This is a genomic window from Streptomyces sp. PA03-5A (genome assembly GCF_033792725.1).
GTDB lineage: Bacteria > Actinomycetota > Actinomycetes > Streptomycetales > Streptomycetaceae > Actinacidiphila.
This window is the reverse complement of record NZ_JARAVL010000011.1, coordinates 84,257-108,922: the sequence shown is the minus strand read 5'-3', so window position 1 is coordinate 108,922 and position 24,666 is coordinate 84,257. Positions and strand designations below refer to the sequence as shown.

The window sequence follows — 24,666 nt, the reverse complement described above, 5'->3', positions numbered from 1 at the left end:
CCAGCACCCATGCACGACGACCGCAAGCAGGTCGAGGCGCGCCTCGACCGCGTCCTCGAACAGCGCATCCGCCCCGCGGTGTACGCCGCGTCGGTGCCGCTGACGCTCACCGCGTGGCACGTGGACGGCGAACCGGTTCCGGTGGGCGAGGCGCTGGCCGCCGAGTACGTCCCCTTCGCGACCGGCGACCGCTGGGGCACCCCCTGGTCGACCAGCTGGATACGCGCCCGGGGCACCGTCCCCGCGGAATGGGCCGGCCGGCGCGTCGAGGCCGTCTTCGACCTCGGCTTCATCGGCGACTGGCCCGGCGGCCAGGCCGAGGCCCTGGTCCACGACGCGTCCGGCACCCCGGTCAAGGGCATCGAGCCGCGCAACCAGTACGTGCCCGTCGCGAACCCCGCGGCCGGCGGTGAACCGGTGGAGCTGCTGCTGGAGGCCGCCGCCAACCCCGACATCCTGGCCAAGGGGTTCCTGCCGACCCCGCTTGGCGACCGGCTCACCGCGCCCGCGGAACCGCTGTACACGATGGCCCGCGCGGACCTCGCCGTGCTCGACGAGGACGTGTGGCACCTGGTCCTGGACATCGAGGTCGCGGGCGAGCTGATGCGTGAGCTGTCCACGGCCGAGCCGCGCCGCCACGAACTGCTGCGCGCCCTGGAGCGGATGCTCGACGCCCTCGACATCGCGGACGTCGCCGGCACCGCCGCCGCGGCCCGCGCGGAACTCGCCGGGGCGCTGTCCCGGCCCGCCCACGCCAGCGCCCACACGCTGTCCGCGGTCGGCCACGCCCACATCGACAGCGCGTGGCTGTGGCCGCTGCGTGAGACCAAGCGCAAGACCGCCCGCACCTTCTCCAACGTCACCGCGCTCGCCGCCGACTACCCGGAGCTGGTCTTCGCCTGCTCCCAGGCCCAGCAGTACGCCTGGGTCAAGGAGCGCAACCCCGAGGTGTACCGGCGCATGCAGGAGGCGGCGAAGGCCGGCAACTGGGCGCCGGTCGGCGGCATGTGGGTGGAGGCCGACGGCAACCTGCCGGGCGGCGAGGCGATGGCCCGCCAGCTGATCCACGGCAAGCGCTTCTTCGCCGAGGAGTTCGGCGTCGAGTGCCGGGGGGTGTGGCTGCCCGACTCCTTCGGCTACACCGGCGCCTACCCGCAGATCGCCCGGCTGGCCGGGATGGAGTGGTTCCTCACGCAGAAGATCTCGTGGAACCAGACGAACAAGATGCCGCACCACACCTTCTGGTGGGAGGGCATCGACGGCACCCGGATCTTCACGCACTTCCCGCCCGTCGACACCTACAACGCGGTGTTCTCCGGCGAGGAGATGGCCCACGCCGTGCGCAACTACGCGGACAAGGGCGGCGGCACGCGTTCCCTGGTCCCCTTCGGGCACGGCGACGGCGGGGGCGGCCCGACCCGCGAGATGCTGGAGAAGGCCCGGCGCCTGCGCGACCTGGAGGGCTCGGCCAAGGTCGTCGTCCAGGACCCGGACACCTTCTTCCGCGAGGCCCGGGCGGAGTACGAGGACGCCCCGGTGTGGTCCGGCGAGCTCTACCTGGAGCTGCACCGTGCCACGTACACCAGCCAGGCCCGCACCAAGTCCGGCAACCGGCGCGGCGAGCACCTGCTGCGCGAGGCCGAGCTGTGGGCCGCCACGGCCGCGCTGCGCGACCCTTCGTACGCGTACCCGTACGAGGACCTCGACCGGCTGTGGAAGACGGTCCTGCTCCACCAGTTCCACGACATCCTGCCCGGCTCCTCCATCGCCTGGGTGCACCGCGAGGCCGAGGCGACCTACGCCCGGCTGAAGGAGGAGCTGGAGGCGATCACCGCCACCGCCGCCGCGGTGGTGGCCGGCGACCCCGGCACCGGGCCGTCGGCGCCGTGGGTGTTCAACACCTCACCGCGGGCCCGGGCGGAGGTCGTCGCGGTGCCGGCGGCGCCGGACGGAACCGGAGGCCAGCCGCTCGCCGACGGCCGGGTAGCGGTCTTCGCCGAGCTGCCGGCCTCCGGGGCGGGGCCGGTCGTGGCGGGTGAGCCGGGCGGCAAGGTGACCGTCACCGGCCGTGTCCTGGACAACGGGCTGGTCCGCGTCGAACTCGACGACGACGGGCTGCTCACCTCGGTGTTCGACCTGACCGCGGGCCGCGAGGTGCTGGCCCCCGGCGCGCGCGGCAACCTGCTGCGGCTCCACACCGACCTGCCCAACCAGTGGGACGCCTGGGACATCGACCGGCACTACCGTCGCCAGTACACCGACCTGACGGCCGCCGACGCGATCACCGTCGTGGAGGAGGGCCCGCTTGTGGGCGCCATCCGCGTCGAGCGGTCCTTCGGGGGCTCCCGCCTCGCGCAGACCGTACGGCTGCGCGCGGGCAGCCCGCGGATCGACTTCGAGACGGAGATCGACTGGCACGAGAGCGAGAAGATCCTCAAGGCGGCCTTCCCGCTGGACGTGCACGCCGACCGGAGCGCCGCCGAGATCCAGTTCGGGCACGTCTTCCGGCCCACGCACACCAACACCAGTTGGGACGCGGCCCGTTTCGAGGTCTTCTGCCACCGCTGGGTGCACGTCGCCGAGCCCGGGTACGGCGTGGCCCTGCTCAACGACTCGACCTACGGCCACGATGTCGGCCGCACCTCCCGCGAGGACGGCGGCACCACCACGACGCTGCGGCTCAGCCTGGTCCGGGCGCCCCGCGTGCCCGACCCGCACGCCGACCAGGGCACGCACCGCATGACGTACGCGCTGCTGCCCGGCGCGGCCGTGGAGGACGCCGTGGCGGGCGGCTACGAGCTCAACCTGCCGCTGCGCGTCACCGCCGGTGCCCCGGGCGGCGGGCCGGTCGCGCCCCTGGTGACCCTCGACGGCACGCGGGCCGCGATCGAGGCGGTCAAGCTCGCCGACGACCGGTCCGGCGACGTGGTCGTCCGGCTGTACGAGTCGCTCGGCGGGCGCGCCGCGACCACCCTGAGCGCCTCGTTCCCGGTGGAGCGGGTGCAGGTGACCGACCTGCTGGAACGCCCGCTGGAGGGGGAGAGCGCGCAACTCGGGCCCGACGGAGGGATCCGGGTGTCCCTGCGGCCGTTCCAGATCCTCACCCTGCGACTCACGCCGCGCGCGTAGCCGCCCCACCACCCGGAACGGTCCGGCCACCGGCCACCGGCCCGACCGTTCCGGGTCGTCCGGGGCGCGCGCACCACGCCGCCCCGGAGACGTACCGCCCGGCCGTCACCCCGTGCCGTCGCAGCGGACCCCCGTCCCCCCCCCCGGCGCCGATCGCGCCGCACCGCGGGCCCCGGCCCGCGGCCGCCGGGCCACCTCCGGCGACGCCGCCCCGGTCCTCGTCCCCACGCGGCCCGCCGTCACCGCGCCCCACCGCGAACCGACCGCTCCCGGGAGGGAAGCCCCATGCAGGACCGCCGCCCCGCAAGCGCAGAGCCCGCCGTTCCGATCGACCCGTGGGACGCCCCCGAGCTGACCGGATGGCGCCGGCTCCCCATGCACGCCGTCGTCCGCCCCGACGTGCCCCGCGTAGCGCTGGACGGGCGCTGGCGCTTCCAGCTGCTGCCCACCCCGCGCACCCCCCTCGCCGGCCGCTGGGCGCAGACGGACGTGCCCGGCTGCTGGACCGTCCAGGACTTCGAGGACATCCACGGCGTGCGCGACCTGCCGCACTACACCAACGTGACGATGCCCTTCCCCGACCTGCCACCCTCACCGCCGTCCGGACGCAACCCGACCGGGGTGTACGAGCGGGAGGCCGACGTGCCCGCCGACTGGGCGGGGCGGCGGGTGGTGCTCCACGTCGGGGCCGCCGAGAGCGTGCTGATCGCGCACGTCAACGGCACCGCCGTCGGGGTGGGCAAGGACTCCCACCTCGCCTCGGAGTTCGACGTCACGCACGCGGTGCGCCCCGGGGAGCGCAACACCGTGCGCCTGACGGTCGTCAAGTGGTCCGACGCGACCTTCCTGGAGGACCAGGACCAGTGGTGGCACGGCGGCATCACCCGCTCCGTCCACCTCTACGCCACCGACCCGCTCCACCTGGCGGACGTGGGGATCACGGCCGTGCCCGGCGGCACCCTCGACGTCGCGGTCCGGGTCCGCAGCGGGGAGGGCGCCCTCCCGGCGGGCTGGAGCGTGTCAGGACTGCTGTGCACCCCGGACGGCATCCTGCGGCTCCCCGCCGACGAGGCCTTCGCGCGGGCCAACGTCGCGAGCGAGCGCGTCTCGGACTTCCTCGGCGAGGCCCGCATCCGGGCCACGGTGCCCGGTGTCCGGCCGTGGACCGCCGAGACGCCGCACCTGTACGACCTGACCGTGCGGCTGCACCGGGCGGACGGCAGCGTGGCCGACGAGTCGCGCCACCGCGTCGGGTTCCGTCGCGTGGAGATCTCCGGGGCCGACCTGCTGGTCAACGGCGTCCGGGTCTACTTCCGCGGGGTCAACCGGCACGACTTCCACCCCCTGACCGGGCGCGTGGTCGACGCCGAGGAGATGCGGGCCGACCTGTGCCTGCTGAAGCGGCACGGCTTCAACGCGGTGCGCACCGCGCACTACCCGCCCGACCCGGCCCTGCTCTCCCTCGCCGACGAACTCGGCCTGTACGTCGTGGACGAGGCCGACATCGAGACCCACGACCACGCCCACGAACTGGCCGACGACCCGCGCTACCTGGGGGCGTTCACCGACCGGGTGGCCCGGATGGTGCTGCGCGACCGCAACCACCCCAGTGTCGTGGTCTGGTCGCTGGGCAACGAGAGCGATCACGGCGCCCACCACGACGCCGCCGCGGCCTGGGTGCGGCGCACCGACCCGACCCGGCCCGTGCAGTACGAGGGCGCGATCAAGGACGCCTGGGAGGAGGCGCAGTCCGCGAGCGACATCATCTGCCCGATGTACGCCTCCATCGAGGAGATCACGGCCGGCCCGCACTCCAAGCCGCTCATCCTGTGCGAGTACTCGCACGCCATGGGCAACAGCAACGGCTCCCTGGCCGACTACTGGCGGGCCATCGAGTCCACCCCGGGCCTGCAGGGCGGCTTCGTCTGGGAGTTCCGGGACCACGGCATCCTCCAGCGGCTCACCGGGGAGGGGGCCGGCCGCCCGGCAGGGCCCGACGCCCCTGCCGACGCGTACGCCGACGGGGTGACCGCCCCCGGTTACCGCTGGGCCTACGGCGGCGACTTCGGCGACACGCCGCACGACGGGGCCTTCTGCGCCGACGGCCTGGTCCTGCCCGACTGGACGCCCAAGCCCGCGATGGCCGAGCACCGCGAGATCGCCGCCCCGCTGCGGCTGGAGCTCACCCCCGACCGCCGCGAGGCGCGGATCACCAACCGGCAGCACTTCGCGGACCTGGCGTGGCTGAGCGCGCGGTGGCACATCGGCGACTCCGGCACCGCCCCTGCCCGGCTCCCGGACCTCGCGCCCGGGGAGAGCGCGGTGGTGCCGCTGCCCACCAGCCTGCTGCCGCACGGCGACTCGCACCTGACGCTGCGCGTCACGACGGCGCGGGACCTGCCGTGGGCGCCGCGCGGCACGCTCGTGTGCGCCCCGCAGGTGGTGCTCGCCGAGGACCACCGGGACCTGCTCACCCGGGCGGGCGCCGTGCTCGCCGGTGACGGGGCCGGGGCCGTGGAGCTCGACGACGCCGGACTGCTCCGGCATCCGCTGCTCACCGCGCCGCCCGTGCTGACGCTGTGGCGGGCCCCCACCGACAACGACGAGTGGGGCGGCATCGCCGCTCGCTGGCGCGCCTGGGGCCTGCACGCCCTGGAACGCACCCTGGTGTCGGTCGGCAGGGAGGGCGCGAGCGTGGTGGTGCGCTCGGCGTACGCGACGGACGGCGCGGGCACCGTCGGCCACGAGCAGGTCCTCACGCCGCTGCCGAACGGAGGGCTGCTCGTCGACGAGACCGCGGTGCTGCCGGATGCGCTGGCCGACCTGCCGCGGGTCGGCACCGTCTTCGAGACGTTGGCGGGGCTCGACACCCTGGAATGGTTCGGGCGGGGCCCCGGTGAGACGTACCCCGACCGGTGCGCGGGTGCGACCGTGGGGGTCCACCGGTCGGACGTGGACGCGCTGTTCACGCCGTACCTGAGGCCGCAGGAGAGCGGCGGGCGGCACGACGTGCGGCGCTTCACCCTCACCGGGGCCGCGACCGCGCCGGGGATCGCCGTCCACCTGGACGTGCCGCGCCAGGTGAGCGTCACGCGCTACCGCGCCGCGGACCTCACGGCCGCCGCCCACCACGACGAACTCGTGCCGCGCGCCGCGTGCGTGGTCCATCTGGACGCCGCCCACCGCGGGGTCGGCACCGCCTCCTGCGGCCCCGACACCCTGCCGGCGTACCGGGTGGGCCCGGGTACCCACCGCTGGTCCTGGACGCTGCAGCCGCTCTGACGGGCGGTCAACACGCCGCGTGGAGCGGGGACTTCCGAATTGGTGCAGACCATTGACCCCATTGGTCTAGTCCTTCTAGGGTGTCCCCGCATCCACGCGCGCTCACGACCGCTTCCTCACCAGAGGTGACTCCATGCCCAGACAGCAGGGATCACGGTTCCGCAGAACGCTGGTCGGCCTCGTCGCCGCCGGCACGGCGCTGCTCACCGCGAGCCTGGTCACCGGCCCCGCCGCGGCCCAGCCCGCGCCCGCGGCGGCGTCCCACGGCCACGGCCACCACGCCCCGCACACCACGGGAGCCACGTCGAAAGTCGTCGGCTACTTCATCGACTGGGGCGTCTACGCCCGCGACTACCACGTCAAGAACATCGTCACCTCGGGCGCGGCCTCGCGGCTCACCCACATCAACTACGCCTTCGGCAACGTGAGCGACGGCAAGTGCGCCGTCGGCGACGAGTGGGCCGACTACCAGAAGCCCTACGACGCGGCCGGCAGCGTCGACGGCGTCGCCGACGGCACCGCGGACGGCGCGCTGCACGGGAACTTCAACCAGCTGCGCAAGCTCAAGAAGCAGTACCCGGACATCAAGATCCTGTGGAGCTTCGGCGGCTGGACCTGGTCGCCCGGCTTCAGCCAGGCCGCGGCCGACCCGAAGGCCTTCGCCGACTCCTGCTACGACCTCGTCGAGGACCCGCGCTGGGCCGACGTCTTCGACGGCATCGACATCGACTGGGAGTACCCGAACGCCTGCGGCATGTCCTGCGACACCAGCGGCCCGACCGCGTACACGGACCTGATGGCCGCGGTACGCCACCGCTTCGGCAAGAAGAACCTGGTCACCGCCGCCATCACCGCCGACGCCTCGGACGGCGGCAAGATCGACGCCGCCGACTACGCGGGCGCCGCGAAGTACGTCGACTGGTACAACCCGATGACCTACGACTACTTCGGCACCTGGTCGGCCACCGGCCCGACCGCCCCCCACTCGCCGCTCACCTCCTACCGCGGCATCCCGGAGAAGACCTCCAACGCGGCGGCGACCATCCGCAAGCTGCGTGGCCTCGGCATCCCGGCCCGCAAGCTCCTGTTGGGCCTCGGCTTCTACGGCCGCGGCTGGACCGGTGTGACGCGGACGGCGCCCGGCGGCGACGCCACCGGCCCCGCCCCCGGCACCTGGGAGGCGGGCAGCGAGGACTACAAGGTGCTCAAGACCCGCTGCCCGGCCACGCGCGTGGTCGCCGGCACCGCGTACGCCCGCTGCGGCGACGAGTGGTGGAGCTACGACACGCCGCTCACCCTCCGCGGCAAGGCGGCCTGGGTGAAGTCGCAGGGCCTCGGCGGCGCCTTCTTCTGGGAACTGAGCGGGGACACCACCAACGGTGAGCTGATCAACGCGCTCGGCCGCGGTCTGCGCTGATCCCACCGCACGTACGCCGGGAGGCCCGGCCGCCACGGGGGCGGCCGGTCCTCCCGGAGTCCTGCTTCAGCGCGCGGCGCCGAAGTCCTGCGTCCAGTAGTTGCCGGGCTGCGCCAGCGCGATCCCTATCTCCTTGTACGAGCAGTCCAGTATGTTCCGCTTGTGGCCCGGGCTGGCCATCCATGCGCTCATCACGCTGGAGGCGGAGGAGTAGCCGTAGGCCACGTTCTCGCCGTAGCTGCTCCAGTCGTAGCCCGCCGAGGAGATACGGTCGGCGGGGGACGAACCGTCGGAACCGGTGTGCGACATGTTCTGGTGCGAGGCCATGTCCTTGCTGTGGTCCTGCGCGGCCTGGTTCAGCTTGGCGTTGACCTTCAGGGCGGTGCAGCCGGCCTTCGCCCGCTCCTGGTTGACCATGTCGAGCACGGTGGCCGAGGCTCCCGTCAGCGTGGCTCCGGGACCCGCGGCCGGGGAGGCCGGTGCGGCGGACGGTGCCGACGAGGGCGCCGACGACGGTGCCGACGAGGGCGCCGACGACGGTGCCGACGAGGGCGCCGACGACGGTGCCGACGAGGGCGCGGAGGCGGGGGCCGAGGGCGCGGAGGCGGGGGCCGAGGGTGCGGCGGAGGGTGCCCAGGACGGCTTCCCGCCCCACTGGCCGCCCTGCGTCCACGTGCCGTCGGCGGACCCGTCGGCGGACCCCTTCCAGGACCCGCCCCACGAGGCGTGGTTCCAGCGGCCCTGGCCCTGGGCCTGGCCACCCTGACCTTGGTCGCCCCGGCCCTGGGACCCGCCGTACTGCGGGCCCTGCTGGCCGCCGACGCAAGCCATGGCCACCGAGGGCACACCCACGGCGGCGACGGCGAGGGCGGCGACGGTGATCTTCCGGAAGGGCTTCATCCGGCGGTGCTTCGTCATTGCGTGACCTCACTCCAGGGTTCGGCGTGCGTGTTCACAACCCACCTGAGCTGCCGTGACGGCTGGCGGGCCCGGCCATTGTGTGGACCGTCCCGAACATCGGGCAATGAAAGATCGGTACTACGCGGACTCGTAGCCGCGGTGCCTCTTGCGCCCGGCGGGTGAGCGTGCCGCGCCGCCGGAGCCACGGTGCGGAAGAGACCTGATGGGCCCTCAGATCGCTGTCCCCACCCCGGGAGAAGCCCATGACGCCGTACGGATCGGATACCGTCGCCCCCCTGTGCGAATTATGTCCCATTACGTCACGGATAGATGTTATATGCCGCGTGGACGCCCGCTACTAAGTCGCACCGTAACCACCCGATCCAGCGTGAGGGACATCACGGGACGCCCCGGGAACAGTTGCCGCGACGGCCGTCACGGGCACACCGCAGGGCACAATCACCGCATGCGACACATCCTCGTCATCGGCATCGGCGCGGGCGATCCCGAACACCTCACCCTTCAGGCGGTCAAGGCGATCGGCCGTACGGACGTCTTCCTCGTCCTCGGGAAACCCGAGGAACGCCAGGACCTGATCCGCCTGCGCCGGCGGATGCTGGACGAGCACGCGCGCCGCGGCCACCGCCTCGTCGAGGTCCCCGACGCCGAGCGCGACCGCACCGCCCCCGGCTACGCCGAGGCCGTCGAGGACTGGCGGCGCCGCCGCGCCGACCTGGTGGCCGGACTCCTCGACGCCCACCTCGGCCCCGGCGAGACCGGCGCCTTCCTGGTCTGGGGCGACCCCTCCCTCTACGACAGCGTGATCGCCGTCGTCGAGGAGGTCCTGGCCCGCCGGCCGGGTTCCTTCACCCATGAGGTCGTCCCCGGCATCAGCAGCGTCGCCGCCCTCGCGGCCCGCCACCGCCTCACCCTCACCCGGGTCGGGCGCCCCCTGCAGATCACCACCGGCCGCCGCCTCGCCGAGGGGTTCCCCGAGGACGCCGACGACGTGGTGGTCATGCTCGACGGCGGCGCCGCCTTCGCCGGCCTCGACCCCGAGGGCCTGGACATCCACTACGGCGCCTACCTCGGCACCGAGGACGAGATCCTCGTCTCCGGCCCGCTCGCCGAGACCTCCGAGCGCATCCTCCGGGCGCGCACCGAGGCCCGGGAACGCAAGGGCTGGATCATGGACACCTACCTGCTGCGCCGGCGCCGCGGCGGGCCGAGGTGAGCCACGCGCAGCGCGCGCGGCCGGTCCCGCAACCGGGACCGGACACCCCTTACTGTGACATCCGGTACTGAACCCCTGCGTACGGGATGAGGTCGAGGACGTGCCGTTCGCGGAGGCGGCCGCCGGTGAGGAGCCCGGGCCCGCCGGCGCGCCGGGCCCGGACGCCCGGCCGTGGTCACGGGCACCGCTGCTCGCGGTGTGCGCCGGCTACTTCATGGTCATCCTGGACGTGACCGTCATCAACGTCGCCGTGCCCGTGGTGGGCCGCGAACTGTCGGCCTCGCTCACCGGGATCCAGTGGATCACCGACGGCTACACGATGGTGTTCGCCGGGCTGCTGCTCACCGGCGGGGCCCTCGGCGACCGGCTGGGCAACCGCCGCGTCTTCTGCACCGGCGTGGCCGTGTTCACGGTGTCCTCGGCCGCCTGCGCGCTCGCGCCGGACGCCCCGTCCCTGGTCGCCGCGCGGCTGGCCGAGGGACTCGGCGCGGCGCTGATCGTGCCCGGCTCCCTCGCGCTGCTCCAGCAGGCCTACCCCGTCCCCGCCGCGCGATCGCGCGCCGTCGGGCTGTGGGGCTCGATGGCCGGCATCGCGGCCTCCGCGGGCCCGCTGCTGGGCGGGCTGCTCGTGTCCACGGTGGGCTGGCGGTGGGTCTTCCTGGTCAACCTGCCCGTCGGCGTCGCCTGTCTGGCGCTGACGCTGCGGCACGTCGCGCCCTCGCGCCGGCGCGCCGACCGGGCCCTGGACTTGCCCGCGCAGTGCGCCGTCGTGGCCGCGGTCGCCCTGCTGACCGCCGTCCTCAACGAAGCCGGGCGGCGCGGGTGGTCCGATCCGGCGGTCCTCGCCGGCGCCGGCCTGGCGCTCCTGGCTGTCGTGGCGTTCGCGGTGCGCGAGCGGCTGGCCCGCTCGCCCGCGGTCCCACCGCACATGCTGCGCTCCCGGGCGGTCGGCGGCGGCTCGCTGACCGGGCTGCTCTTCAACTTCGCCTTCTACGGCATGGTGTTCACCGCCAGCGTCTCCTTCCAGCACCAGCGCGGCTACAGCGCCCTCGGTACCGGCCTCGCCCTCTTCCCGGCCGTGGCGACGACGATGTTCGCCTCCGTCCTGTCCGGGCGGCTGGCCCGCAGGACCGGGGACCGTCCGCTGGTCGTCACCGGCATGCTGCTGGGCGCCCTCGGGCTCGCCGGCTGGGCCGCGGCGGGGCCCGACCCGGCGTACCCGCTGCTCGTCGCCCCCATGATGGCCGCGGGCTTCGGCACCTCCTTCGCCCTCACCGGCACCACCACCACCGTCATGGCGGCCGCGCCCCCCGGCTACTTCGGGACCGCCTCCGCCCTGTTCAACACCGCCCGCCAGATCGGCAGCACCGCCGGTGTGGCCCTCGGCGGCACCCTCCTCGCCACCGCCGCCGACCACGGCATGGGGCTGCGGCTCGCCATGGCCGCCGGCGCCCTCGCCTACCTGACCGCCGCGGCCCTGGCCCTGCGGTGCGTACCCCGGAAGGCCCGGCCCGCCCCAGCGCGCTGATCGCACGGGGACGGCGCCACGCGCCCTGCGTCCCACCACGCCGTCACCACCTGCCGGAACTGGCTATTCCGTGACCTGAGTGCCGCTCTGCCGTCAACTCGGCGCGTCGCTCCGGAAAGCCTTTGTTCGCCTTCAATTAAGAGTCGATCCATAGGTTCGACAAATGTTTGAGAATCCCCATGAGTGCGCAGTGCACGGTGCGGAGGACCGACGGTGACGACGCAGACCGCTGAATCCGCGACCGCCGTGATCCCGCAGCCGGCGCCGGAATCGGGCGGAACGGCACTGATCTCGTACATCCTCCCCGTGTACAACGAGCAGGACGGCATCCGCCATTTCCACGAGGAGCTGGCCAAGGCCCTCGCCGGGCGGCCGGAATTCCGCTACGAGATCGTGTACGTCAACGACGGCTCCGCCGACGGCTCCCTGACCATCCTCAGGGACCTGGCGAAGAACGACCCCCGGGTGCGGGTGGTCGACTTCGCCCGGAACTACGGCCACCAGATCGCCATCACCGCCGGCCTGGACGAGGCCACCGGCGACGCCGTCATCATCATGGACACCGACCTCCAGGACCCGCCGAAGATCAGCCTGGAGCTGGTCGACGCCTGGCGCGCCGGTGCCGAGATCGTCCACGCGCGCCGCCGCACCCGCCGCGACACGATCTTCAAGCGCACCACCGCGCACGCGTTCTACCGCATCCTGCGCAGCTGGGCCGAGGTGGACATCCCGCTCGACACCGGCGACTTCCGGCTCCTGGACCGGCGGGCGGCCGACGAGCTGCGCCGCTTCCGTGAGCGCAGCCGCTTCGTGCGCGGCATGGTCGCCTCAATGGGGTTCCGGCAGACCGAGGTCCAGTTCGACCGCGACGAGCGCTTCGCCGGGGAGACCAAGTACCCGCTGCGGAAGATGGCCCGCCTCGCCATCGACGGCGTCACGAGCTTCTCCACCGTCCCGCTGCGGCTGATCAGCCGGCTGGGCTTCCTCGTGCTCGCCCTCTCCCTCGCCGGCATCGTGTACGCGCTGGGCATGAAGATCTTCCGGCCCGACATCACGGTGTCCGGCTGGACCATGCTCATGGTCGTCACCCTGTTCCTCGGCGGTACCCAGATGCTCGCCATCGGGGTGCTCGGCAGCTACATAGGACGCATATACAGCGAGGCGCAGAACCGGCCGCTGTACATCGTGCGCGAGGTCCTGCGGCATGACGGCGACTGAGGCGGCCGGGGACGCGGACACCGCGGCCCCGGCTCCGGCAGGTCCCGACCGGCGGGCGGACCTGCGGCAGCTGATCCGCTACGCGCTGGTCGGCGGCAGCGGCGTCGCCCTCGACCTCGTGGCCTTCCTACTGCTCTTCAACGTGCTCGGCCTCGACGAGCAGGTCGCCAACATCATCAGCACGAGCCTCGGCATCACCAACAACTTCGTGCTCAACGCGATCTTCACGTTCGACAAGCGGGACCGGCTGTTCGTGCGCTTCCTGCGTTTCTACGCGGTCGGCGTCACCGGCATCGCCCTGACCTACGTGCTGTTCCAGGTCTTCACCAGCTGGCTGGGCGTCGACGCGAACATCGTCAAGGCGGGTTCGCTGCCGCTGGTGCTGGCCACCCAGTTCGTGCTCAACAGGAAGTGGAGTTTCGGATGAATCTCGGCATCATCGGTGCCGGCGCCACCGGCCTGACCGCCGCCTACGACGCGGTCAAGGCCGGACACCAGGTCACGGTGCTCGAAGCGGCCGACGAGCTGGGCGGACTCGCGGCGTCGATCCCCATCGGCGGCGTCCCGCTGGAGCGGTACTACCACCACATCTTCCGCAGCGACCGGGACATCATCGAGCTCATCGAGGAGCTCGGCCTCGGCGACGACCTGCGCTTCCACAAGCCCACCACCGGCGTCTACCGGGACGGCGAACTGCACCCCTTCAGCACCCCGCTGGAGATGCTGCGCTTCCCCTCCTTCTCGCTGGTCGACGGCGTGCGCTTCGGTGCCTCCTCCGCGCTGCTCAAGGCCGTCCGCAGCGGTGAGCGCTACAACGACCTCACCGCCCTGGACTGGCTGCGCCGCCGGGCCGGCCGCAAGGCCACCGAAACCATCTGGGAGCCGCTGCTGCGCGGCAAGTTCGGCGACCGGGCCGACGAGGTCTCCATGGCGTGGCTGTGGGCCCGCGTGCACTGCCGCACCTTCGAACTCGGCTACGTGCACGGCGGCTTCGAGCGCGTGTACGCGGCACTGCGCGACGCCGTCGCCGCCCGCGGCGGCAAGGTCGAGTTCGGCAAGAAGGTGGAGACCATCCGCCAGCCCGAGGGTGCCGAGCAGGTCACGGTGACCACCGGCGACGGTGCGTCCTACGCCTTCGACCAGCTCATCGTCACGGTCCCGCAGCCGGTCTTCGCCAAGGCCGCGGACGTCCCCTCCGACGACGCCGTGTGGCGCAACCAGTACCTCGGCGCCACCTGCTTCGTGCTCGAGGTCGACCGCAGCGTGATCCCGTACTACTGGCTCAACATCAACGACCCGGACTTCCCGTTCCTGGCCGTCGTGGAGCACACGCAGATGGTCGACCGCGAGGAGTACGGCGGCCGCCACCTCCTCTACGTCGGCAACTACGTGCCGCGGGACGACTGGCGGTTCACCACCGACCCCGCGGAGGTGCTGGACCGGTACATCCCGTACCTGCAGCGGCTCAACCCGGACTTCGACCGCTCGTGGATCCAGGAGTGGCACTTCTCGCGTGCCCCCTTCGCCCAGCCGGTCGTGACCCCCGAGTACCGCTCGCTCATCCCGGGGCACCGCACCCACATGAGCCGGGTCACGCTCGCCACGATGGCGCAGATCTATCCGCAGGACCGCGGGCAGAGCTACTCCATCGCGCTGGCGCACCGCGTCACGAAGCTCATCGGCGCGAGCTGAGACGCCGGCGGCCGGGGCCCGGCCGGGCGACGCCCGGGCCCCAGCCGCGACCAGCTCCGTTCGTCGCCCCACACCGAGAGCGGATCCACGTAGGGGCGCAGCAGTCCGGTCAGCACCGGGTCGCCGCGTCCCGCCAGCTCGTCCGAGGCCAGCTTCCGCGCGACACCCGCGAGGAAGTCGGCGAGCTGGATCCGCGGGTCGTGGCGCGACTCGGCCAGCCGCAGCCCCGCCGGCCGCAGGTCCGGCGCCAGGCGGGCCCCGAGCCGCGCGATCCGTTCCTCGGTGAGCGAGTTCTGCCGGTCGTGCACGACGTGCACCCGGACCCCGTCCGCGCTCCAGCGCGCCACCGTCCGCTCCAGCGCGGGGAAGAGCGGGTCCAGCGGTTCCACGGCCTCCGGTGCCTGTGCGAGCCGCGCGCGGAACGCCTCCGCCCGCGGCCTGGCCCGCCGCAGCACCTCGATGACCCCGGCCAGGGCGCCGTCACCGCCGTCGGCCGGACCCAGCGCCTCCAGGGCCCGGAAGAACGGGTCGACGGGCGCCGGCCCCGCCTCGTGGTTCCTGGTCCGCGCCAGTTCGTTGGAGGCCCGGAGGAAAGGGCGCCACCGTTCCGCGTCCACGGTGCGGCGCCCCTCGCGGTACAGCACGGCCGCCCGCGCCGCCGCGGGCGGCCCCGGGGCCAGCACGTCGACGACCGCCACGACCACGAACCACGCCTTGTCGACGAGGTGCACCGAGGCCTTGCCGCCCAGCGGCCCCGCCGGCCCCAGGAACCACTCCAGTACCGCCCGGTGCTTCTCGCGCAGCAGATGGTTCGCCTTGTACTCCTCGGCGGGCGAGCGGATCCGCTCGCGCACCTCCCGCAGCGCCCGGGCCGCCGCGTCGCCCGCGACGCACACGCCCGCGTGTGCGAAGACGTCCGTGTTCCCGCCGATCAGGTTCTCGCCGTCCGAGCCCGACTCGTCGCAGGCGACCTCCAGGAACGTCACCCGCCCATCATTCCGCCCCACCCCCCGCCCCCACCACGCATTTTGCGGCCCCGGTACCGCCGGACGGGGCGGCCCAGGACGGGACGGGGCGGCCGGGAGGAGGTCCCGGCCGCCCCGTCCCGGGGATGCGACGAAACGGCCTAGCGGAGCCGGCAGACGACCGGGGTGCGGGGGTTGCCGGTCAGGGGCGGGCAGTCGTAGGTGGACTCGACGGTGGCCGCCAGGGCCTTGTCGACGTTGGCGAGCTGGAACCAGGAGCGCTGCAGGACCGCGTAGGAGGCCGGGTCGTCGGTGATGCAGCGGAGGTTCTCCTTGTAGGACGGCAGCTTGTTGACGTCCGGCAGGTACTTGGTGCGCTGCAGGAACGTCGGGACGGGGTAGCGGCACGGCGTCGGGTGGCCCACGTAGTACGCCACGTCGCCGAAGGCGAGGTAGAGGACCGGCGCGCCGTCCGGGATCTGCCGGTTGACCTCGGCGGCCTCCACCGCGGTCTGGTCGGACCGCGCGGCGAAGGCACCGTTGCCGTAGACGACGTGGCCGGCGTTCATCAGCTGCGGCGAGCCGGGCCAGATCGCGGCGGCCAGGCAGAAGACCCCGACGACCGCCGAGAGCGCGACGGCGGCGGCGGCGAACCGGCCGGGGCGGGCCGGGCGTACGGCGGTCCTGCGGGCGAGCAGCAGGTCGGCCGTGGCGGCGAGCAGTGCGACGAGGGCGGCCGCCCAGCCGGCGGCGACGCCCTGCACGGCGTGCGGGGACTGCTCGGCGAACGGCACGAAGGCCGCGTAGACCGCCGTGACCGCGGTGAAGAACAGCGGCGGCCTGCCGTGCGCGCGGTACCAGGCGGCGACCGCGAGGCCCCACAGCGCGGCCGCGCCCACCGGGAGGGAGGCGGCGTGGTAGCCGAACCAGTTGCCCTGCACCGCGACCGCGGCCACGCACACGAGGATGATCAGGGCGGCCAGCGCGGCCAGTTCCGCGCGGCGGCGGCGGTCCTCCTGACGGGACAGCAACAGCAGCAGCGCCGCAGGCAGCAGCGCGACGACGGGGCTGAGGTAGGCCCGGTCCACCAGGAAGGACGCGGACTTGTCGAGCAGGAAGGAGGGGTCGAGCCCCTTGCGGGTGAGGGCGCCCTGGTTGATCTTCGGCATGTCCTTGGCCCACTGCAGCTCCCGGGAGCCGGCCAGGACGCTGATCCCGAAGAGCAGCAGCGAGGAGACGCCCGTGACGAGGCCGAGCCGCACCGCGCGCATCCGGTCGACGGCGAAGAGCAGCAGCAGTGCCATCAGGGCGGTGGCCGCGGTGGAGTACTTCATCATGACCGCCAGGCCCAGCGGCAGTGCCGCCACGGCGGCCGCCGGCCACGGCCGTTCGATGCCGAGGGCGGCGGCGATCGCCAGGACCGACAGCAAGGTCGCGGTCCACTCGGGCTGCAGGAAGTCGATCTTGGGGGCGAAGGCCAGTGCCAGCGCCACCACTGCGGCGGTGAGCGTCGCGTCGCGCAGCGGGAGCCGCCGGGCCAGCGCCGTGCGCAGGGCCAGACCGGTCGCCGCGCAGAGCAGGACGGCCGCGATGCGGATGATCATCTCGCGGGTCGCGGTCGATCCGAAGGTGAGCGAGTCCAGACCGGCCACGAACCAGCGGTAGAAGAGCGGCCGGTGCACGAAGGTGTCCGATACCGAGAATCCCCCGCCCTTCGCGCTGCGCAGGCAGGCCAGCACGTACCGGAGGTCCCCGTTCATGCCCGAGGTGATCGCCGAGTAGCCGAGCAGGACGACGGCCGTGATAGCCCCGCCCCACAGCGCCGGCCGGAGGGTGCGGCGACGTGTCGGCAGGGGGAGCAGCCTATTGAGCGTGAGGAAGCCGGAATCGTTCACGGGCAGAACTTAGCACCCAGTTAATTGGCTTATATGTATCGGGAATGGGGATGCCACGCATTAACCGTTCGTTTTCCCGGAATTCATTCCTCCCCGGTGGTGCGCCTCGATTAATCGGTGGCCCACGGGCTCCCGCGCTCCTACAGTGAGCGCGCACCACATCGTCACGGGGGAATCCGGCACCATGCGCACGCACTATCCACGCACACCTCACCTGCCCTGGTCGCCCGGGGCCACGCCGGACGACATACGCGCCGGGGACGCCGGAGCGCTCCGGGGCCGCGAGGTCGTCGTCACCGAGAAACTCGACGGCGAGAACACCACGCTCTACCGGGACGGGATGCACGCCCGGTCGCTCGACTCGGCCCACCACCCCTCCCGGGCGTGGGTCAAGGCGCTCCAGGGGCGGATCGGCCCCTCCCTCCCGCCCGGCCTGCGGGTGTGCGGGGAGAACCTGCACGCCCGCCACTCCCTCGCCTACCAGGACCTGGACAGCTGGTTCTACGGCTTCTCCGTCTGGGACGGCGACCGGTGCCTGGACTGGGACCGCACGGCCGGATTCCTGCGGCGCCTCGGGATCCCGGTGCCCCCCGTGCTGTGGCGCGGCACGTACGACGAACGCGCGCTGCGCGCCCTGCGCCTGGACACCTCGCGCCAGGAGGGCTACGTCGTCCGCACCGTCGACGGCTTCCGGTACGAGGAGTTCGGCCGCCACGTCGCCAAGTGGGTACGCGCAGCCCATGTGACCACCGGCACCCACTGGATGCACGCCCCCGTCGTGGAGAACGGTCTGGGCCCGGCCGCCCCGCTGTGGGCGGTGCGCTCCGGCGCGGCCCCGGACGCCGGCGCGCTCGCCGCCGCCGTGGGCGTCGCCGTCACCGGCCCCTGCGCCGCCGACCGTGCCGCCGACGTCTCCGCCCGGCTGGACGTCCTCGGCCGCACCGGGGACGCCCGGCTGGCCGGGGTCCTCGCCGCCCTGCTGCACGACACCCCCCGCGCCCGCCTGGCGGCCCGCCTCGCCGGGCCGCTCACCATGCCCCAGGCCCGGCGCGTGGCCGACCTGGCCGGACTGCACGCGGCCCTGCACCGCCCGTACCCCGACGAGGCGCGCGCGGCCGGCCTGGCCCGCATGGCGCTCGCTGCCGACCTGGGCGTCCTGCACGCCGTGGCGGCCGCCGCGGCGCCCGACGACGCCGCCCGCGAGCAGACCGAATGGTCGGCGCTGCACGCCGAGGAGGCCGGCCTGCTCGGACCCGACCCGTTCGGCCCGCTGCGCCACGGACTGCGCGGAGCCCTCGCCGGGCTCGACCCCGCCGCCGCCGACCGCTGCTGGGCGGAGGCCCGCGCCGCGTACGCCGCCGGGCGGATCGGCGGCGCGGAGGAGGCCGTGGCCGCCACCTGGCGGTGGCGTTCCGCGGAGTTCCCCCGTCTGATCCATCTGACCGGACCGGCGGGCAGCGGCAAGAGCACCTTCGCCGGCACGCTGCCCGGCGCGGCCGTCCGCATCGCCCTGGACGACCTGCGCCTCGCCCGCGGCTCCCGCGCCGACCAGCGCGCCAACGCCGACGTCCTGCGCGAGGGGCTGCGCCGGCTCGACACCGCCCTGGCCGGGCGTGCGACGGTGGTGTGGGACGCCACGTCCCTCAATCCGCACCAGCGCTCCCTGGTGCACGCGGTGGCCCGCCGCCGCGACGCCCTGATCACGCACGCGGTGACCCTGGTCGACGAGGACGAGCTGACCCGGCGCAACGCCGGCCGCGCCCACCCGGTGCCCCCCGCCGTGCTGACCGCGCAGGCCCGCCGGTTCGCCCCGCCGTACCCCGGCGAGGCCCACCGCACCTGGTACGTCGGCGCGGGCGGCACCGTCGAGGACACCGACGGCTCGCTCGGCGGCGGCGCCGCGGCCGGACAGGAGGCGTGACATGCGCACCAGCGAGGAGATCTACCACCGCGTCCGCTGGGACGCCCGGTTCGACCCGGCGCGCTTCGTGATCGGCGTCCACCAGCGCGGCGCCGCGCCCAAGCGCATCCCGCTGCCCGCGTTCGTGCCCGGTGGCGAGATCCCCTGGCACCGCGTGCTGTTCGTCGAGGCGGACGGAGAGCTCGTCTGGGACCGGGCCACCGGCACCGACCGCATGGACGCCACCGACGCCGGACGCGTCCGCGATCCGCGCCTGCTGCGCCCGCCGTTCTTCACCGCCCGCGTCCCGCACGCCTGGGACGAGGACGGGCAGCGCTGGCGGCCATCCGGGCGGGCGACACCCGGCCGGGCGGGCACGGCGGGCGGCGGCCGGCTGCGGGTCCTGACCTGGAACACCCTGTGGGACCGGTACGACAGCCACCGCATCGACACCGACCGCCGCCGCCCCCTGCTGCTGAGCGCCCTGGAGGAGGCGGACGCCGACGTCATCGCCCTGCAGGAGGTCGAGCCCGCGCTGCTCGACATGCTGCTGCGGGCCCCCTGGGTGCGCTCCCGCTACACCCTGGGCACCGACCCGGACGGACGTGACACCGACGACAGCGGGGTGCTGCTGCTCAGCCGGCTGCCCGTACGGGAGGCCGCCCGGCACACCCTCGGCCCGCACAAGGCCGTCGCCGCGATCACCGTCGAGACGGCCGCCGGTCCGCTCGTGGCCGCCGTCACCCACCTCAGCAGCGACCACTCCGAGGACGGTCCGGCCCGCAGACAGGCCGAACTCGCCCGGCTCGCCGAGGGACTCGCCGGCGTCGAGGGCGACCTGCTGCTGCTCGGCGACTTCAACGACGGAAGCGACGGGCCGGCCCTCGCCCTCGGCCTGCGCGACGCGTGGACCGAGGCGCACGGGCCGGACGACCACACCCCCACTTTCGACCCGGCCGTCAACCCGCTGGCGGCGGTCTCTTCGCTCAGCGGCCGTGCCTCCCGGCTCGACCGCGTCCTGCTGCGCGAAGGCGGACCCCGTGTCACCGGCGCCGCACTGCGCGGCGACGCCCCGACGGCGGAGGGCCTGTTCGTCTCCGACCACTACGGCGTGGAGGTCACCCTCGCCCTCGCGGCGGGCGCGGAGGACGAAGCCGAGGACGTCCTCGGCCTGCCGCCCACCGCGCGCACCGCCGTGGCCTGGCTGCCACCGGACGGGTCGTGGCCCGCGGTCCAGGCCGTCCGCCGTGACCACGATCCGCAGATCCACCGCTGGCCGCCGCACGTCAACCTGCTCTTCGGCTTCGTGCCGGAGGCCGCGTTCGAGCGCGCGGCGCCGCTCCTGTCCGAGGCCGCGGCCGGCGTCCTTCCCTTCACCGCCCGCCTCGACGGGGTGCACACCTTCGGGCACCGCGAGGACGCCACCGTCTGGCTCGACCCGGCGGCCGACGGCGGCACCTCCTGGGCGGTCCTGCAGCACGCCCTCGCCCGCCGTTTCCCCCGCTGCAGGGGCCGCGCCGAGGGCTTCACCCCGCATCTGTCGCTCGGCCGCACCCGGGACCCGCTGCGGGTGGCCGCCGAGTGCGCGGCCCGGCTGCGCGGGACGACGGCACAGGTCGGCGAACTCGTCCTGCTCTCCCGGCGCGGGGACGAACCGATGCGGGTCCGGGCCACGCTCGGACTCGGCACGGGGGAGCTGCGCTGGGTACCCGACACCGCCGGCACCGGCGCACCCGACGTCACCGGGGCACCCGACGACGTCCCGCACGCCGAGGAGACCGCGCGGCGCGTCGCCGACGCCCTGGGCGACGGCGTGGTCCACCTCGCCGGCTCCCGCCGCATGGGGTGCGCGCTGCCCGGCGCCGACCTCGACCTCGTCGCGGCGCTGCCGGGCACGGTGGACATGGCGGAGGTCCGGGTCAAGGTGGCCGCCGGGCTGCCGGAGGCCACCCGCCTCCGGCAGGTGACCGGCGCCCGGGTGCCGGGACTGCGCTTCCGCGTCGGCGCGCTGGACGTCGACCTCGTCGTCGTCGCCACCGGCGGCCTCGACCCCGCCGAGGCCGTGGCCCGCCGCACCGAACTGGGCGAGGCCGCCGCCGTCGCGCTGAGCGCCGTCAGCGACGCCGACGCGGTCCTCGAACTCGCCGATGACCATGACCGCTTCGCGGGTCTCGCCCGCGAGGTCAAGGCCTGGGCCCGGGCACGCGGCCTGGACTCCGCCCCCTTCGGCGGCCTGCCCGGTCTGGCCTGGGCGCTGCTCGCCGCCCGCACCGTCCACGACGCCCCCGGCCTGACCGGCGCCGGACTGCTCCGGCACTTCTTCGCCACCTGGGCCGCCTGGGACTGGCGTCAACCGGTGGGCGCCGCCGGGCAGTCGGGCCCTGCGATCTCCATCGCCACCCCCACCGAGCCCGTCCGCCCGTGCACCGCGCACGTCGGCCCGGACGGCCGCGACCTGCTCGCCCGGGAGCTCTACCGCGCCTGGGAGCTGCTGGAGTCCGCGGACGGCACGGGCACCGGCCCCCTGCCCGCTCTCGCCGCCCCGCCCCCGCTCCACCGCCGCCACGCGGCCTGGGCGGTGCTGGCCGTGCACGGCGCGACGGAAGAGGACTTCGAGGACACCCTCGGCCGGGTCAGGGGCCGCGTCCGCGCGCTGCTCACCGCGCTGGAGGACGCCGGCACCGGCGGCGTCCACGCCTGGCCACGCCCCTTCCGCACCACCCCCCGTTCCGCCCACTACGCCATCGGCCTCGGCCCCACCCCGCCCGACGCGGCCGGCCTCGCCGGGATCACCCGCGCGTGGAGCCGGGGCCTGCCCGGTACCGAGGTGACGTGGGCGGAGGGCGGCGCCGTGCCGACGCTGCGGTGAGGGCGGGGGCGCGACGCGGTCAGGCGGCCCTGAACTCGACGATCCCGATGTCCCCCGCCGTGCGCACCGACGACACCCGCAGCCCCGCGTCCGCGCCGAGCGCGGTCAGCGCGGCGACCCCGCGCTCACGGCCGCCGAAGTACACGAGCATGCGCAGGTCCATCGCGGCCACCGTCGACTCGCGGTCGGCGCCCACCTTCTCCACGACGAGCACCCGGCCGTGCTCCCCTGCGGCCTCGGCGCAGCGGCGCAGGACGGACCGTGCCGCGTCGTCGTCCCAGTCGTGCAGGATCGCGCAGAGCAGGTAGCCGCCGGCCCCCTTGGGCAGTGCCTCGAAGAAGCTGCCCCCCAACGCGTCGCCGCGGTCGCCGAGTCCGGCCGCCGCCAGCGTCGCGCGGGCCGCACCGGCCGTGGCGGGCTGGTCCACCACGGTGCCGCGCAGCTCCGGGAAGGCGGTGAGCAGCGCCGCCAGCAGCGTCCCGTTGCCGCCGCCCACGTCGACCAGGTGCCCGAGTGCGCCCCAGTCGTACGCCGGGACCAGCGCGCTCGCCCACTCGGCGACGTCCACCCCCATCGCGCGGTCGTACGAGCGGGTCCGCTCCTCGTCCGCCGCCAGGTCCTCCCAGAACCCGCGGGCGTACTGGCGCGGGAAGGCGGCCGTGCCCGTGCGCACGCTGTGCGGCAGCTGCACGAAGGCCAGTTCGGCCCGGCCCAGGCCGCCCTCGGTGTCCAGCCACTCCCGCAGCCCGCCCGGGTGGTCCGACCTCAGCTCCTCGCCCCGGACCGTCAGCGCGTACCGCCCGCCCCCGTCGCGGGTCACCACCCCGACACCGGTCAGGTGCCGCAGCAGGCGGTCCAGCGCCCCCGACTCCGTCCCGGTCTCCTGCGCCAGCTCGGTGGCCGTACGGGGCCCTTCCGCCAGGTGGTCCGCCACCTTGAGCGTGGCCGCCGTGCGCAGCGCCATCGGGGTCACCAGGTCCGCCAACCGCCACAGGGACACGTCCCGTTGCTCCTCGTCCGCCATCAGCAACTCCCTCTCCTCGCGACCGACCGGCCAGCCTCGCCCCGACCCGCGGGCCCCGCAAGCGATTTACCCCGGTCAGGTTGCGCTGCGGGTACGAATCGGTTGCGGCCGGGGCCAACCGCGGCGCCACGGACGGGGGTGGGGCAGCATGACCGGGCATGGAGCGAGACCGGTACGTCGACTTCCTGCGGGCCCTGGCGATCTGCATGGTCGTGCTCGGCCACTGGCTGATCACCGCCCTCGTCCCGGAACCGGGCGGGGGCATCGTGGCGCCCGAGCTCCTGGCGGAGATCCGCTGGACGCAGTGGCTGACCCTGGGCTTCCAGATCATGCCGCTGTTCTTCCTCGCCGGGGGCCACGCGGCGGGCGGCTCCTGGGCCCGCGCCCGGGCGGCGGGTGGCACGGCGGCCCCCTGGGTCGCGCGGCGGGCCCTGCGCCTGCTGCTGCCCGCGGCCGCCTACTGCGGGCTGGTGCTGCTCGCGGTCGCGATCTGCTCGGCGGCCGGCGTGGACCGGCGCACGCTCGAGCTCGCGGGATGGGCGATGGCCATGCAGTTCTGGTTCCTCCCGGTGTACCTGCTGCTCAGCGCCCTCACCCCGGTGCTGCACGCGGCACACCGGCGCTGGGGGCCGCGGGTCCCGGTGGCGATGGGTGCCCTCGCGGTGGCGGCGGGCGCGTCGGTGACGGCGGGCGCCCCGGTTCTCACCGGGCTGGTGGACTACGTCCTGGTCTGGGGCGTCGCGTACCAGCTCGGGTTCTGCTGGCGCGACGGGCAGTTGACGCGCCTGCCCGCCGCCGCGATGGCGGCCGGAGGCGCGCTGGCCTTCACGGCGCTGATCACCCTCGGGCCGTACCCGGTGAGCCTGATCCGGGTCACTGGGGAGACGGTCGGCAACACCGACCCCCCGTCCCCGGCGATGCTGGCCTGGGTGGTGGCCCAGGCCGGCGCGTGCCTGCTGGCCGCGCCGGCCGTCCGGCGGGCGCTGGAGGGCGCACGCATGGGACGGGCCGTCGGGTTCCTGGGCGGCGCGAGCATGACCCTGTACCTGTGGCACATGCTGCCCGTGCTGCTCGCCGCCGTGTTCTACCTGGTCGGTCTCGCCCCCGACGCCGCCTTCGGCAGCGCCGCCTGGTGGGCGCTGCGCGTGCCCTGGATGCTGGTGCTCGCGGTGTTCCTGGCGGGCGTGCTGGTCGCACTGCGGCCGCTGGAGCGTGCGCTCGCCCGCCTGTTCGGCGCCGTCGCCCCGCCGGCCGACGCCCGCTACGACCGCCCCGCCCTGCTGTGGACCGGACTGGCCTGCAGCACGGCCGCCCTCGCCTACTGGTCGGTGCACGGCCTGGCCCCAGCCGGCCGGTTCCCCGCCCTGCCCGCCCTCGCGTTCGCCTTCGGCGCGGCCCTGGTGGCGCTGCCCCACCGCCCGGCGGCACGCCCGACCCGTCAGGGGGAACCGGGGACGCCCGCGGAAGAGGCCGCCTGACGCCGACGTCGTCGCCGGGCGGCGGGTTCGCCGCGTGCGTCGTGGTGGCCTCCCTGCCCGGCGACGGGTCGCGGTCGGTTGGCATGACGCCGTGTCATCTTCGTGGCGGGCCGGGTGTCGTGGCCGCCCCGCCCC

The 24,666-nt window shown here is 74.4% G+C and carries 16 protein-coding genes; 12 read left to right on the top strand and 4 right to left on the bottom strand.

Annotated elements, in window-relative coordinates:
- Positions 1-9: 9 nt before the first annotated feature.
- From PV410_RS15975 to PV410_RS15965, 3 genes are all read left to right on the top strand, one after another.
- Positions 10-3,129 carry an alpha-mannosidase gene (locus PV410_RS15975; RefSeq protein ID WP_500325061.1) on the top strand — a complete coding sequence of 1,040 codons (3,120 nt, stop codon included), beginning with the start codon at positions 10-12 and terminating at the stop codon, positions 3,127-3,129.
- A 285-nt stretch (positions 3,130-3,414) separates the two neighbouring features.
- Positions 3,415-6,411, top strand: coding sequence for a glycoside hydrolase family 2 TIM barrel-domain containing protein (locus tag PV410_RS15970; RefSeq protein WP_500325059.1), 2,997 nt, complete (start codon positions 3,415-3,417; stop codon positions 6,409-6,411).
- A gap of 133 nt (positions 6,412-6,544) precedes the next feature.
- Positions 6,545-7,828 carry a glycoside hydrolase family 18 protein gene (locus PV410_RS15965; protein WP_500325057.1) on the top strand — a complete coding sequence of 428 codons (1,284 nt, stop codon included), beginning with the start codon at positions 6,545-6,547 and terminating at the stop codon, positions 7,826-7,828.
- A 66-nt stretch (positions 7,829-7,894) separates the two neighbouring features.
- Here the strand turns inward: PV410_RS15965 and PV410_RS15960 are convergent, their stop codons facing one another.
- Entirely contained in the window at positions 7,895-8,245 is a 351-nt protein-coding gene (locus PV410_RS15960) for a CAP domain-containing protein (protein WP_500325055.1), read from the bottom strand.
- On the opposite strand from PV410_RS15960, the gene PV410_RS15955 reads away from it, so the two are divergent.
- From PV410_RS15955 to PV410_RS15930, 6 genes are all read left to right on the top strand, one after another.
- A complete protein-coding gene (locus PV410_RS15955; RefSeq protein ID WP_500325053.1) occupies positions 8,244-8,594 on the top strand; it encodes a hypothetical protein in 351 nt (116 codons plus the stop codon). The genes PV410_RS15960 and PV410_RS15955 overlap by 2 nt on opposite strands.
- 600 nt (positions 8,595-9,194) lie before the next feature.
- Entirely contained in the window at positions 9,195-9,962 is a 768-nt protein-coding gene (gene cobF, locus PV410_RS15950) for a precorrin-6A synthase (deacetylating) (protein ID WP_500325051.1), read from the top strand.
- 100 nt (positions 9,963-10,062) lie between these two features.
- Positions 10,063-11,490, top strand: a complete 1,428-nt coding sequence (locus PV410_RS15945) for an MFS transporter (protein ID WP_500325049.1) — start codon at positions 10,063-10,065, stop codon at positions 11,488-11,490.
- Positions 11,491-11,703: 213 nt separating this feature from the next.
- On the top strand, positions 11,704-12,708 hold the full coding sequence (locus tag PV410_RS15940; protein ID WP_499510464.1) for a glycosyltransferase family 2 protein: 1,005 nt from the start codon (positions 11,704-11,706) through the stop codon (positions 12,706-12,708).
- Entirely contained in the window at positions 12,695-13,135 is a 441-nt protein-coding gene (locus PV410_RS15935; RefSeq protein WP_500325048.1) for a GtrA family protein, read from the top strand. Before PV410_RS15940 ends, PV410_RS15935 begins: the two co-directional genes overlap by 14 nt.
- Positions 13,132-14,400 carry an NAD(P)/FAD-dependent oxidoreductase gene (locus PV410_RS15930; protein WP_500325046.1) on the top strand — a complete coding sequence of 423 codons (1,269 nt, stop codon included), beginning with the start codon at positions 13,132-13,134 and terminating at the stop codon, positions 14,398-14,400. The genes PV410_RS15935 and PV410_RS15930 overlap by 4 nt, the downstream gene beginning before the upstream one ends.
- On the opposite strand, the gene PV410_RS15925 is transcribed toward PV410_RS15930, so the two are convergent.
- Together PV410_RS15925 and PV410_RS15920 are read right to left on the bottom strand one after the other, a co-directional pair.
- On the bottom strand, positions 14,349-15,386 hold the full coding sequence (locus PV410_RS15925; protein WP_500325044.1) for a hypothetical protein: 1,038 nt from the start codon (positions 15,384-15,386) through the stop codon (positions 14,349-14,351). The genes PV410_RS15930 and PV410_RS15925 overlap by 52 nt on opposite strands.
- Positions 15,387-15,526: 140 nt before the next feature.
- Positions 15,527-17,260, bottom strand: coding sequence for a hypothetical protein (locus PV410_RS15920; protein ID WP_500325042.1), 1,734 nt, complete (start codon positions 17,258-17,260; stop codon positions 15,527-15,529).
- 184 nt (positions 17,261-17,444) lie between these two features.
- On the opposite strand from PV410_RS15920, the gene PV410_RS15915 reads away from it, so the two are divergent.
- On the top strand, positions 17,445-19,181 hold the full coding sequence (locus PV410_RS15915; RefSeq protein WP_500325041.1) for an RNA ligase family protein: 1,737 nt from the start codon (positions 17,445-17,447) through the stop codon (positions 19,179-19,181).
- 1 nt (position 19,182) lies between these two features.
- Positions 19,183-22,029 carry a poly(A) polymerase gene (locus PV410_RS15910; RefSeq protein WP_500325039.1) on the top strand — a complete coding sequence of 949 codons (2,847 nt, stop codon included), beginning with the start codon at positions 19,183-19,185 and terminating at the stop codon, positions 22,027-22,029.
- 19 nt (positions 22,030-22,048) lie between these two features.
- On the opposite strand, the gene PV410_RS15905 is transcribed toward PV410_RS15910, so the two are convergent.
- A complete protein-coding gene (locus PV410_RS15905) occupies positions 22,049-23,053 on the bottom strand; it encodes a methyltransferase (RefSeq protein ID WP_500325038.1) in 1,005 nt (334 codons plus the stop codon).
- Positions 23,054-23,211: 158 nt separating this feature from the next.
- Here PV410_RS15905 and PV410_RS15900 point away from each other — a divergent pair, with 158 nt between their 5' ends.
- Positions 23,212-24,531 carry an acyltransferase family protein gene (locus PV410_RS15900; protein WP_500325036.1) on the top strand — a complete coding sequence of 440 codons (1,320 nt, stop codon included), beginning with the start codon at positions 23,212-23,214 and terminating at the stop codon, positions 24,529-24,531.
- The last annotated feature ends 135 nt before the right edge of the window (positions 24,532-24,666 follow it).

What these genes read in the sequence shown, in the direction of transcription:
- PV410_RS15960 (WP_500325055.1), bottom strand. Translation starts at nt 8,245, where the DNA reads ATGGTCAACCAGGAGCGGGCGAAGGCCGGCTGCACCGCCCTGAAGGTC.
- cobF (WP_500325051.1), top strand. Translation starts at nt 9,195, where the DNA reads ATGCGACACATCCTCGTCATCGGCATCGGCGCGGGCGATCCCGAACAC.
- PV410_RS15975 (WP_500325061.1), top strand. Translation starts at nt 10, where the DNA reads ATGCACGACGACCGCAAGCAGGTCGAGGCGCGCCTCGACCGCGTCCTC.
- PV410_RS15935 (WP_500325048.1), top strand. Translation starts at nt 12,695, where the DNA reads ATGACGGCGACTGAGGCGGCCGGGGACGCGGACACCGCGGCCCCGGCT.
- PV410_RS15970 (WP_500325059.1), top strand. Translation starts at nt 3,415, where the DNA reads ATGCAGGACCGCCGCCCCGCAAGCGCAGAGCCCGCCGTTCCGATCGAC.
- PV410_RS15905 (WP_500325038.1), bottom strand. Translation starts at nt 23,053, where the DNA reads ATGGCGGACGAGGAGCAACGGGACGTGTCCCTGTGGCGGTTGGCGGAC.
- PV410_RS15955 (WP_500325053.1), top strand. Translation starts at nt 8,244, where the DNA reads ATGTCGAGCACGGTGGCCGAGGCTCCCGTCAGCGTGGCTCCGGGACCC.
- PV410_RS15900 (WP_500325036.1), top strand. Translation starts at nt 23,212, where the DNA reads ATGGAGCGAGACCGGTACGTCGACTTCCTGCGGGCCCTGGCGATCTGC.
- PV410_RS15915 (WP_500325041.1), top strand. Translation starts at nt 17,445, where the DNA reads ATGCGCACGCACTATCCACGCACACCTCACCTGCCCTGGTCGCCCGGG.
- PV410_RS15910 (WP_500325039.1), top strand. Translation starts at nt 19,183, where the DNA reads ATGCGCACCAGCGAGGAGATCTACCACCGCGTCCGCTGGGACGCCCGG.
- PV410_RS15930 (WP_500325046.1), top strand. Translation starts at nt 13,132, where the DNA reads ATGAATCTCGGCATCATCGGTGCCGGCGCCACCGGCCTGACCGCCGCC.
- PV410_RS15965 (WP_500325057.1), top strand. Translation starts at nt 6,545, where the DNA reads ATGCCCAGACAGCAGGGATCACGGTTCCGCAGAACGCTGGTCGGCCTC.